10 protein-coding genes are annotated in these 11,507 nt (G+C 71.9%); 5 read left to right on the top strand and 5 right to left on the bottom strand.

Annotated features, from left to right (window positions below; all coding sequences use genetic code 11):
• Positions 1 to 149: 149 nt before the first annotated feature.
• From OHB44_RS24500 to OHB44_RS24485, 4 genes are all read right to left on the bottom strand, one after another.
• Positions 150 to 497, bottom strand: coding sequence for a DUF3140 domain-containing protein (locus tag OHB44_RS24500; protein WP_308193720.1), 348 nt, complete (start codon positions 495 to 497; stop codon positions 150 to 152).
• Complete coding sequence (locus OHB44_RS24495; protein WP_238686062.1) at positions 484 to 702, bottom strand: DUF2945 domain-containing protein; 219 nt, start codon at positions 700 to 702, stop codon at positions 484 to 486. The genes OHB44_RS24500 and OHB44_RS24495 overlap by 14 nt, the downstream gene beginning before the upstream one ends.
• Positions 703 to 738: 36 nt before the next feature.
• The gene (locus OHB44_RS24490) at positions 739 to 1,290 is read right to left on the bottom strand and encodes a Uma2 family endonuclease (RefSeq protein ID WP_442932709.1); all 552 of its coding nucleotides are present in this window, start codon (positions 1,288 to 1,290) and stop codon (positions 739 to 741) included.
• Positions 1,291 to 1,398: 108 nt separating this feature from the next.
• Complete coding sequence (locus OHB44_RS24485; protein WP_330438404.1) at positions 1,399 to 2,205, bottom strand: class I SAM-dependent methyltransferase; 807 nt, start codon at positions 2,203 to 2,205, stop codon at positions 1,399 to 1,401.
• Positions 2,206 to 2,637: 432 nt separating this feature from the next.
• Between OHB44_RS24485 and rpsA the strand changes: the two genes are divergently transcribed.
• Both rpsA and coaE read left to right on the top strand, forming a co-directional pair.
• On the top strand, positions 2,638 to 4,149 hold the full coding sequence (gene rpsA / locus OHB44_RS24480) for a 30S ribosomal protein S1 (RefSeq protein ID WP_112582670.1): 1,512 nt from the start codon (positions 2,638 to 2,640) through the stop codon (positions 4,147 to 4,149).
• Between the two features lie 433 nt (positions 4,150 to 4,582).
• On the top strand, positions 4,583 to 5,764 hold the full coding sequence (gene coaE, locus OHB44_RS24475) for a dephospho-CoA kinase (protein ID WP_330438403.1): 1,182 nt from the start codon (positions 4,583 to 4,585) through the stop codon (positions 5,762 to 5,764).
• An 8-nt stretch (positions 5,765 to 5,772) separates the two neighbouring features.
• Here the strand turns inward: coaE and OHB44_RS24470 are convergent, their stop codons facing one another.
• A complete protein-coding gene (locus tag OHB44_RS24470) occupies positions 5,773 to 7,686 on the bottom strand; it encodes a hypothetical protein (protein WP_330438402.1) in 1,914 nt (637 codons plus the stop codon).
• A gap of 299 nt (positions 7,687 to 7,985) precedes the next feature.
• On the opposite strand from OHB44_RS24470, the gene uvrB reads away from it, so the two are divergent.
• From uvrB to OHB44_RS24455, 3 genes are all read left to right on the top strand, one after another.
• Positions 7,986 to 10,094 carry an excinuclease ABC subunit UvrB gene (uvrB, locus tag OHB44_RS24465; RefSeq protein ID WP_238685548.1) on the top strand — a complete coding sequence of 703 codons (2,109 nt, stop codon included), beginning with the start codon at positions 7,986 to 7,988 and terminating at the stop codon, positions 10,092 to 10,094.
• Between the two features lie 82 nt (positions 10,095 to 10,176).
• Complete coding sequence (locus OHB44_RS24460) at positions 10,177 to 10,986, top strand: helix-turn-helix domain-containing protein (protein WP_266305302.1); 810 nt, start codon at positions 10,177 to 10,179, stop codon at positions 10,984 to 10,986.
• A gap of 86 nt (positions 10,987 to 11,072) precedes the next feature.
• Positions 11,073 to 11,441 carry a VOC family protein gene (locus tag OHB44_RS24455; RefSeq protein ID WP_266304933.1) on the top strand — a complete coding sequence of 123 codons (369 nt, stop codon included), beginning with the start codon at positions 11,073 to 11,075 and terminating at the stop codon, positions 11,439 to 11,441.
• Positions 11,442 to 11,507: the final 66 nt, after the last annotated feature.

Genomic DNA, 11,507 nt, shown 5'->3' with positions numbered 1-11,507 from the left:
TTGCGGTGTGGGGGTTCCGGGGCAGCCCGACCCACTCCGGGCGGTCAGGCTCGATCCCTGCGTGGGTCGGGCTGCCCCGGAACCCCTGACCGGGTCGTCCTGGTCGCGGCCGTTCGCGTGGTGGATCAAGGGTCGCCGGGCTGCGCCGGCTACTTCATAGGGTCGTGGCCCCAGTTCATGAGCGACCAGCGCCACTTGGTGTCGCGGACGTCGCCGGAGGGGCGCTGCGCCATGTGCCGGCGTACGTAGCCGACGACCTTGCGCATGTGCTTGTAGTCGCCGTCGGACAGGTCACCGCGTTTGCGACGGAGCAGGTTGATGATCTTCCGCCCGGATTCGTGTCCGACGGACTCGCCACCACCAGCTCGACCGCCCTTGTGCCAGCCGACCTGCTTCGACTCGTCGGTCTCCAGCCAGGTGGACAGCTCACCGGGCTTCATGTTCACCGCTTCGGTGAACTCCCGGTAGGTGTCCCGGCCGTCATCACCTCTGCTCATGGCGCAGCGCCTCGGGGCGGTGGGCCACGTCGCGGCCCGTGCCGTCACTGCGGACCCGGTACTGCGGGTCGTCGGGGCCCGCGTTCACGGCCCGCCCGCGGATCCGTGTCCGCTCGGTGATCGTCCCCCGCACCACGCCGTACGCGCGGCTGCCGTGGGCCGACCAGGAGACATGGTCGCCCTTGCGGAATCTCTGTTCGGCCATGGTCCTCGGCTACCCGGGGCGGCCACTGCGAAACGACTACGGGGTGATCTCGGCGATCGGCAGCTTGATGTCGAACGGCTCGGTCAGCTCGATCACCTCGGCGCCGTCGGCGACCAGCTCGTACTGCCGCTCACCGCCCGGCCCCACCCGGTCGCCGATCCGGTACGCGTACACGTGCACCGGATCCTGCTCGATCCGCCAGTAGAACGGGATGCCGGCGGCGGCGTACTCACCCGGCTTCGCGAACCGGTCGATCCGTCGCGTGCCGGGCGAGACGATCTCCACGGCGAGCACGACGTCCGACGGCCGCAGAGTGGACCGGTCGGACGGCACGTCGGCGCGGCAGAGCAACAGGTCTGGTTGTCGGCTGGTGTTGCGGCTGAGCCCCACTCCGACCGCTTGGGCGACTCGGAGATGGCCCGGCACACGTGAGTGAAGCCAAAGACGTAGGAGGAACGAGATGTCTTGATGGCCCAGGGTGGGGGAGGGTGTCACCTGGACAACTCCGTCGACGAGTTCGACGCGGGGGGCGTCGTCCGGCAGGGTGAGCAGGTCCTCCAGCGTGTAGTCGGCACGCTGCTGCCGCATCGGATCCGGACACCAGGGGCCAGGTGATGTCGGGACGGGCTCGGCGCTCATGGGCACGAGCCTACCGGCGATCGATGGGGCACACGTCGGACAACGGGTGCGGCGCGCTCAGTCGGCGGGCTTCTCGGTGACGAAGATGGCGGTGCCGGGGAAGAGTCGTCCGCGCAGCGGGCTCCACTGCCCCCAGATCCCCTCGTGTCCCTCCGGCCACTCCGGCTCCACCAGGTCCAACAGCCGGAACCCGGTGCCGACCAGCTCGCGGATCCGGTCGCCGAGGGTGCGGTGCTGCTCGACGTAGGTGGCCACGCCGCTGTCGTCCTGTTCCACGTACGGGGAGCGGTCGAAGTACGAGTGCACGGCCGTCAGGCCGCCCTCGCCGGGGTCGTCGAGAAAGATCCACCGCATCGGGTGGGTCACCGAGAACACCCACCGGCCGCCCGGGCGCAGCACCCGGTGCACCTCGGCGAGCAGCGCCGCCGAGTCGTCCACGAACGGGATCGCGCCGAACGCGGTGCAGGCGACGTCGAACGACCGGTCGGCGAACGGCAGGGCGAGCGCGTCGGCCTGCACCAGCGGTACGCGTACCCCGGTGCGCTCGGCCGCCTCGGCGGCGTGGCGCAACATGCCGGCGGACAGGTCGAAGGCGACCGGCCGGGCGCCCTGGGTGGCGAGCCAACGGGCGGCGGCCGCGGCGCCGGCGCCCACCTCCAGCACCCGCCGCCCCGACACGTCGCCGAGCAGCCGGGCGTCGGCCTCGCGCAGGCCCTCGGGGCACCACACGAAGTCCACGTCGCCGAGGAACGCGCCGTGTTCGGCCTGGTAGTCGTCGGCGTCGGTGTCCCACCAGCCGCGGTTGGCGCGCCGGGCCTCGGCGTCACCCACCCGGCGCCGGGTAACCCGGCTGTCGTCATCCACGCGCTCACGCTAGGCCCCACCCACCCCGTTGGGTGCGGCGGCGCGTCCACGATCTGTGCGACTCCTCGCTCGGCCGGCTTGATCGGCCCGTCTTCGGTGGCGTCGCGGTGTGCGAGCCGGCGGGGCGGGAGGTGCCGCTGTGACGCAGGAGACAGCAGGGGTGTTTTCCGGGCGATTGTTCGGCTTTCGCAGGTCATCGCACGAAGAGAACCCGGGAGGGCTTGCACGCTGTGGTAATGCGCACGGTAGGCTAGACGATGCGCTCGCGGATCGCGTTGCCTCGGCAGGGAGCAGGTGCGCGGTCGACGGAGCCACATCATGATCTCACTAGGCGATCGTTCGGTGTGCCCGGCGACGGATCCGCTGGCGCGAACAGGTCACTGCGACACACCAGCCTGCTGTGACAACCCACCGACCGGAGCAACCGCCCACATGACGAGCAGCATCGAGGCCCCCTCGAGCGCCACCCGGGTCACCCACGACGATCTCGGTTCCGAGGAGGCATTCCTCGCCGCGATCGACGAGACCATCAAGTACTTCAACGACGGCGACATTGTCGAAGGCACCGTCGTCAAGGTCGATCGGGACGAGGTCCTGCTCGACATCGGCTACAAGACCGAGGGTGTCATCCCCTCTCGGGAGTTGTCGATCAAGCACGACGTGGACCCCGCCGAGGTTGTGACGGTTGGCGACCACATCGAGGCCCTGGTCCTCCAGAAGGAGGACAAGGAGGGTCGTCTGATCCTCTCCAAGAAGCGGGCACAGTACGAGCGGGCCTGGGGCACGATCGAGAAGATCAAGGACGAGGACGGCGTCGTCCGCGGTTCGGTCATCGAGGTGGTCAAGGGCGGCCTCATCCTCGACATCGGGCTGCGCGGCTTCCTGCCCGCGTCCCTGGTCGAGATGCGTCGTGTGCGCGACCTGCAGCCGTACGTCGGGCGGGAGCTCGAGGCCAAGATCATCGAGCTGGACAAGAACCGCAACAACGTGGTCCTGTCCCGCCGGGCCTGGCTGGAGCAGACGCAGTCCGAGGTGCGCACCGAGTTCCTCAACAAGCTGCAGAAGGGCCAGGTCCGCAAGGGCGTCGTGTCCTCGATCGTCAACTTCGGCGCCTTCGTGGACCTGGGCGGCGTCGACGGTCTGGTGCACGTTTCCGAGCTGTCCTGGAAGCACATCGACCACCCGTCCGAGGTCGTCGAGGTTGGCCAGGAGGTCGAGGTCGAGGTCCTGGACGTCGACCTGGACCGCGAGCGCGTCTCGCTGTCGCTGAAGGCGACCCAGGAAGACCCGTGGCGTCAGTTCGCCCGCACCCACGCGATCCAGCAGATCGTGCCGGGTAAGGTCACCAAGCTGGTTCCGTTCGGTGCGTTCGTCCGCGTGGACGACGGCATCGAGGGTCTGGTCCACATCTCCGAGCTGGCCGAGCGCCACGTGGAGATCCCGGAGCAGGTCGTCCAGGTTGGCTCCGAGGTCATGGTCAAGGTCATCGACATCGACCTGGAGCGCCGCCGGATCTCGCTGTCGCTCAAGCAGGCCAACGAGGGCTTCGTCGAGGGCGAGGAGCACTTCGACCCGACCCTCTACGGCATGGCCGCGACGTACGACACCGAGGGCAACTACATCTACCCCGAGGGCTTCGACCCGGAGACGGGCGAGTGGCTCGAGGGGTACGACAAGCAGCGCGAGACCTGGGAGAACCAGTACGCCGAGGCTCGTCTGCGCTGGGAGGCCCACACCAAGCAGGTGCAGACCTCTCGGGCCGCCGACGCCGAGGCTGCCGCCAACCCGACTCCGGCCGTTCCGGCCGCTGGCGGCGGCGGTGGCGGTGGCACCACCTCCTCGTCCAGCCCGGCCCCGAGCCGGCAGGCCGAGGAGCCGGCCGGCACGCTGGCCACCGACGAGGCGCTCGCCGCACTGCGGGAGAAGCTCGCCGGCGGTAAGTGACCCGCTGAACGACGACGGGCCCCGTCCCCGCGATCTCCGGATCGCTGGGGGCGGGGCCCTCGCCGTACCCCGGGCGAGTCGCGGGGCGCGCCGGCGGCCGGAGCGCGCCGGCGGCCGGAGCGCGCCGGCGGCCGGAGCGCGGCGGCGGCCGGGGCGCGGCGGCTGGTCCGGACGGCCAAGATCGTGCTCGATCCATGATGTAGGGGCCTCCCGGGCGCCGCACACCACTACATCCTTGATCGAGCATGATCTTGGGCGCGGGGCGCGGGGCGCGGGGCGCGGGGCGCGGGGCGCGGGGCGCGGGGCGCGGGGCGCGGGGCCGGATGCCGGGCCTCGGGACGCGGTCGGGACGCGGTCGGGGCGGGGTGGTTGGGAGGCCGCCGGGCCGTGGGTGGGTTTGGCGGCGGGCTTGTCGATCCGGTTGACTGTTCGGGTGCTGAGGGTGGGGTTGACCGGCGGGATCGGGTCAGGCAAGAGCGCGGTGGCCGCGCGGCTCGTCGAGCGGGGCGCGGTGCTGATCGACGCCGACCGGGTGGCCCGGGAGGTGGTGGCGCCGGGTACCGACGGGCTGGCCGAGATCGTTGCCGCCTTCTCCGACTCGGTGGTGGACGCCCACGGCGCACTGGACCGTGCCGCGCTGGGAGCTGTGGTGTTCGCCGACGAGACCGCCCGCCGTCGGCTGGAGGCGATCACCCACCCCCGGGTCCGGGCCCGCACCGCGGAGCTGACCGCCGCGGCGGCACCCGACGCGATTGTCGTCAACGACGTACCGCTGCTGGTCGAGGTGGGTCTCGCGCCGACGTACCACCTGGTGGTCGTGGTGCAGACGGCCGTGGCGACCCGACTGGAGCGGCTGGCGCGCGACCGGGGGATGGGCCGCGCGGAGGCCGAACGGAGGATCGCCGCCCAGGCCGACGACGCCCGCCGCCGGGCGGCGGCGGACGTGGTGCTGACGAACGACGGGAGCCTGACGGCGCTGCACGACGCCGTCGACAGGCTCTGGAAGCAGCGGCTGGTGCCCTACGAGGACAACCTGCGTCAGCGGCGGGTGGTCCCGCCGGACGCGGCCGAGCTGGCCGGGGCGGACGCGAGTTGGCCGGAGCAGTACGCGCGGCTGGCCGCCCGGATCCAGCACACGCTCGGCTCGGACGCCCTACGGATCGATCACATCGGTTCGACGGCGGTGCCCGGCCTGGCCGCCCAGAACGTCATCGACGTGCAGGTGGCGGTCGCCAGCCTCGCCGACGCCGACGGGCCGTTGGCCGATCGGCTGGCGAGCGCTGGGTTTCCACGGGTGCCGGGGCAGTGGTGGGACGACCCGCGCCCGGCCGGCAGGGGCCGGTGGGAGAAACGGTTGCACGGCAGCGCGGACCCGGCCCGCCCGGTTCGTCTGCACGTGCGGGTGGCGGATTCGCCGGGTTGGCGGTACGCGCTGCTGATGCGTGATCACCTGCGTGCCGACCCGGATCAACGGGCCACGTACCTGCAGCTCAAGCGGGACCTGGTCGACGCGGCACCGGTGGCCGGCGATTCCGGCACGGCCCGCAACCCGTGGTTCGACGAGGAGTACCTGCGGGCCGAGCAGTGGGCCGCGCAGACCGGCTGGCACCCCTGAGGCATCGGTCAGCGGGCACGGGGCCGAGGGGCCGGGGACCGAGGGGCCGCAGGTCGAGGGACGGCGGGCCGAGGGTGGGCAGCCAGTCGGGGCACGACGGCGGGCTGGAGATCCAGGTGTGCCCACGCGCCGGCGTCGGTCCGCAACTCGAGCCGGCGGAGCGACCCGTCCCGGTCGAGCCAGTAACGCAGCCGCGCGTCGGCCGGACCCGACTCGACGACGTCCACCGTCCGTCCGGCGGTGACGTCCTCGCGTACCCGCACGGCCGCGCCGCGCTGCACGACCGACCCGGCGGCTATCGCGGCGTCGACCAGCACGCCCAGGTCGTCGCGGCCGGGCCGGGAGACCCGCCAACCTTCGGCCGGGGGCGGCAGCGGCGGCCGGGCCGGCGATTCGGCGGTGCCGCCGCCGGCATCGGCCGCCGGCAGGTCCGCCCGGGCCAGACCGGCGGCGTCGCGGCGCAGGAGGGTCCGGCGATCCGGTACGCCCAGGTCGGCGACCGCGAGGTACGCGGTACGCGCGGTCCAGCTCAACCAGCCGGTGCCCCGCAGGTTCGTGTCAGTGCCCACCGGTGCGGTCAGCGTCACGGTGGCACCGCCGTGGGCGCGGAGCCGGGCCGGCAGCCGGTCGAGCCGACGTTGTTCGGCGTCGGTCAGCGCGCGGGGCAGACCGGGGCGGCCGCCGAGTGCGTCCACCGGTCGAAGTGTCGGCCGGTCCGCGCGGTTGAGGATCATCGTGACCGGACCGGCGCCGGGCAGCAGGGTCACCAGCTTGTGCAGCCGGGCGTCCTGATCGAGCCAGTACCGGGTCTGTCCGTCCGGGGCGGGCGTCGCGGCGCTGGGTGTGCCGATGGCCGTGCTGGCGGCTGGCGCGCCGCTGGGCAGTGGTGCCTGTATGACGTCCAGTGGGCCGGCCGGGACGGCCTCGCGGGCGATCCAGCGCGCCCCGTCCGACGGTGCCGTCCGGGTCGTGGTGTCGGGGCGGTCGGCGGCGAGATCGAGGAGCAGGTCGAGCACCGGTGCCAGGTGCGCCCCGGGTGCCAGTCGGTGCAGCCGCCACCGGTCGGCCGGGGGCGTCAGTGGTGGTGCGGCGGGAGTGGGCACCGCCGCCGGATCGGGCCGGATCACCAGCACCGGACCGCTCTTCTGCAACAGCCCGCGTTCGGCGCCCGCTCCCGGCCCGCCCACGTCGAGGTACAGCAGGGACCGGGACCAGTCCACCCAGCCCACCAGTTCGATGCGGGCGGCGCCGGTGCCGGCCGTGACCCGTACGCCGGCGCGCAGGTCCCGCAGGTTGGTGACCCGCACGGCGGCCAGCCTCTCGCCCTCCGCCAGGGTCAGCGGCCGGGCCGGCTCGGGCGGGTCGGGCGCCCAGCTCAACAACCCGAGCACCAGCGCCGTCGCGGACGTCACCGCCGTCAGACCGAGCAACAGCAGCACCGTACGCCGACGACGGCTGGCCGAGGGCGGCCCGGTGGTCTCGGCGGCCTCGGTGGTGTCCGGGGTGTCGTCGCGGCGGGTGGTCTCGCGGTTCTCCGCGAGGTTTCGCTCGGCGGCGGCCCGCCGCGTGTCGCCGGTCTTGCGGCCGCCGGTGGCTCGGCGCGCGCCGCCCGCGGACCGGCCGGCTGTGGACCTGCCTCCGGTGTCGTTGGTTCGGTTGGCCCTGGATGTGTTCTTGGCGTCGTTGGTTCGGTTGGCCCTGGATGTGTTCTTGGCGTCGTTGGTTCGGTTGGCCCTGGATGTGTTCTTGGCGTCGTTGGTTCGGCCGGCCGCCGAGGCACCGGCGGCCGAGCCGGTGCGGTGCCGGCCGCTGCCGCTGGCCGGGCCGCTGCCGCTGGCCGGGCCGCTGCCGGTGCTCCCGGCCTCGGGCCGGGGTGTGGCGGTGCGGGCGGTGTCGGGTGCCGGGGTCGGAGAGGTGTCCACGGAGATGAAACGGGCGGGGAGGCACCGGAGTGACGAGCAGGGGCGCTCGCGGCGGCCGGTCTGCGCCTCGAGCGCGACCACACGGGTGCGCACGCCGGACGAGCCGGGTGCTGCGACCGCAGTGCCGGGGGTGACCGGCCGTGATGTTGGCCTGGCCACCGGCCCGGTCGGCCGCCGCGAGCGGCCTACATGAAGAGGGTAGTCCCGGTGACATGGGCCACACAATGGGAATATTGAAGCCGATCACGTACCTGGCGTGACGGCCGTTCCTGTCGGACCTGCGGCGTACCGTTGATGGCATGGCGCTCGACATTCCCCGGCTGGACAGCCGCTTCCAGGTCGTCAGTGACTTCCAGCCGGCCGGCGACCAACCGGCAGCCATCGATGACCTTGAGCGTCGGGTTCGGCGCGGCGACCGCAACACCGTTCTGCTCGGCGCGACCGGCACCGGCAAGAGCGCCACCACGGCGTGGCTGATCGAGCGGCTGCAACGCCCCACCCTGGTGCTCGCCCCGAACAAGACGCTCTGCGCGCAGCTGGCCAAGGAGTTCAGCGAGCTGCTGCCGCACAACGCTGTCGAATACTTCGTCTCGTACTACGACTACTACCAGCCCGAGGCGTACATTCCGCAGACCGACACCTACATCGAGAAGGACTCCTCGATCAACGAGGAGGTGGAGCGGCTGCGGCACTCGGCGACGATGTCGCTGCTCACCCGCCGCGACGTGATCGTGGTGGCGACCGTCTCGGCTATCTACGGCCTGGGCACTCCGGAGGAGTACCTCAACCGGGCGGTGAAGATGCAGGTCGGGCAGGAGCTCGACCGTGACCAGTTGCTGCGCCGGCTGGTCGACATCCAGTACACCCGCAACGACATGGCCTTCCAGCGGGGCACCTTCCGGGTCCGCGGCGACACGCTGGAGATCATCCCGGCGTACGAGGAGCTGGCGATCCGGATCGAGCTGTTCGGTGACGAGGTGGAGAAGCTCTACTACCTCAACCCGTTGACCGGTGACGTGGTCCGCGAGGTCGACCAGCTGGTGATCTTCCCGGCCACCCACTACGCGGCCGGACCGGAGCGGATGGAACGGGCGATCCGTGACATCGAGGTGGAGTTGGCCGAGCGGCTCGCCGAGCTGGAGCGGCAGGGCAAGCTGCTGGAGGCGCAGCGGCTGCGGATGCGCACCACCTACGACATCGAGATGATGCGGCAGGTGGGCTTCTGCTCCGGCATCGAGAACTACTCGATGCACATGGACGGGCGGCTGCCCGGCAGCCCGCCGCACGCCCTGCTCGACTACTTCCCCGACGACTTCCTCACTGTGGTCGATGAGTCGCACGTGACGATCCCGCAGATCGGCGGCATGTACGAGGGCGACGCGTCGCGCAAGCGGATGCTCATCGACCACGGCTTCCGGCTGCCCAGCGCGGCCGACAACCGGCCCCTGCGTTTCGACGAGTTCCTGGAGCGGGTCGGCCAGATGGTCTACCTCTCCGCGACCCCCGGCACCTGGGAGATGGAGCAGGCCCAGGGCGAGTTCGTCGAGCAGGTGATCCGACCCACCGGTCTGGTCGACCCGGAGGTCGTGATCAAGCCGACCAAGGGCCAGATCGACGACCTGATGCACGAGATCAAGCTGCGGACCGACCGGGACGAGCGGGTGCTGGTCACCACGCTGACCAAGAAGATGGCCGAGGACCTGTCCGACTACCTCCTGGAGAACGGCATCCGGGTGCGTTACCTGCACTCGGAGGTCGACACGTTGCGCCGGGTGGAGCTGCTGCGCGAGCTGCGCAAGGGCGACTACGACGTGCTCGTCGGCATCAACCTGCTCCGCGAAGGTCTGGACCTGCCCGAGGTGTCGTTGGTGGCGATTCTCGACGCCGACAAGGAGGGCTTCCTGCGCAGCGGCCGGTCGCTGATCCAGACCATCGGGCGGGCCGCCCGTAACGTCTCCGGCCAGGTGCACATGTACGCCGACAAGATCACCCCGTCGATGGCGGCGGCGATCGACGAGACCGATCGGCGTCGGGCCAAGCAGATCGCTCACAACGAGGCGCACGGCATCAGCCCGGAGCCGCTGCGTAAGAAGATCCACGACATCCTGGACGACATCTACCGCGAGGCGGAGGACACCGAGAATTCCCGGGTCGGGGGAGCGGTGCGTCAGCTTTCCCGCGGCAAGGCGCCGGTCAAGGAGACCCGCAGCCGGAGCCGGTCCTCCGCGACCACCACCTCACGGGAGGGGATGGCCCGCGCGGACCTCGCCCAGCTCATTCAGGAGCTCAACGACCAGATGTTGGCCGCCGCCCGCGAGCTTCAGTTCGAGTTGGCGGCCCGGATCCGTGACGAGGTCTCCGACCTGAAGAAGGAGCTGCGCGGCATGGACGCCGCCGGCGTGAAGTGACGGTCATCGGGTCGGCTCCGCCCAGCGCACCGCTCGGGCCCGGCCGGCCGGGGCACGCGAAGGGCGGGCGCTGTTGACGGCGGTGGCACCGGTCGGCGAGATGGTCCTCGGGCTGCCCGACGCCCGCCTGCGTCCGTTCGTCGACAGGTACGTGGGCTACCGGGAACGGGCGGACGTGCCACTGGTCCGCCGGGAGTCGGCGGGCGTCTTCGTGGTGCTGATCCTGGGCTGGGGCGCTCCGCTGGACGTGACCGACCCGCGTGACGCGCAGCGGGGCGTCACCGCTGTCGACTCGTTCGTGGCCGGCACCTTCGACAGGTGGTGCACCACTCGCACCGTGGGCGTGGGGGAGGGCGTCGAGTTGCTGCTCGCCCCCCTCACCGCCCGCCGGCTTCTCGGTCTTCCCCTGAGTGAGCTGACCAATCGGGCCGTCGGCGTCGGGCAGCTCCCGGGCCGTTGGCTGGATCGGCTGCGTGGCCGGCTCGCCGAGGCCCCTGGCTGGTCGGCGCGGTTCGACCTGCTCGACCGGGTGCTCGCCGCCCGGCTGGCGGCGTCCCCGCCGGTGGACCCGCGGCTCGAATGGGCGTGGCGGTGGCTGACCGCCAGTGGTGGGCGGGGGAGCGTCGGTGTGCTCGCCGACGAGTTGGGCTGGAGTCGCCGCCACCTCGCGTCCCGGTTCCGGCAGGAGGTCGGGCTGCCGCCCAAGATGGCCGCCCGGCTGCTGCGTTTTCAGCAGGCCCACGCCGCGTCGACGCAGGCCGGCGAGGTCGGGAGGGGAGCCGACTGGGCCGCCGTGGCGGCGGGCTGCGGCTACTACGACCAGTCCCACCTGATCCGCGACTTCCACGAGTTCGCGGGGGCCACGCCGGCCGCGCTTCTCGCTGCCCGCTGACGACGGCCGGCCGGGGCCGGGTCGGCGACCCGCCGAGGTCACATTCGTCCAATCCGGGGCCGCGCCGCCGGCCGCAGAATCGGGTCATGCGAACCATCTATCCGATCTTCCGTTATCCCGATCCTCGCGCCGCGATCGACTGGCTCGGTGCCGCCTTCGGTTTCCAGGTGCATGCCGTGCACGAGACGCCGGACGGTACTGTCGCGCACGCCGAGCTGGTCCTCGACACCGGCATGATCATGCTGGGTGGTCGGGCCGACGCCCGGCCCCGGCCGGCCGACGACGACTGGTCGGTCTACGTGTCCGTGCCGGACGTCGACGCCCACTGCGCCCAGGCCCGGGTGGCCGGTGCCGAGATCATCCGCGAGCCGTTCGACACCGACTACGGCTCCCGTGACTACGCAGCCCGCGATCTGGCCGGCAACGTCTGGTCCTTCGGCACCTACCGACCCTGAGTCCGGCCACGCCAGCCGGGGACGGCCGGCCCGCCGGGATCAGCCTTCGCGGCCTGAAGCCGCACT

The organism is Micromonospora sp. NBC_00821 (assembly GCF_036347035.1).
Classification (GTDB): Bacteria; Actinomycetota; Actinomycetes; order Mycobacteriales; family Micromonosporaceae; genus Micromonospora; species Micromonospora hortensis.
The sequence above is the reverse complement of the archived record's forward strand: the minus strand, read 5'-3'. Positions and strand labels throughout refer to the sequence as shown.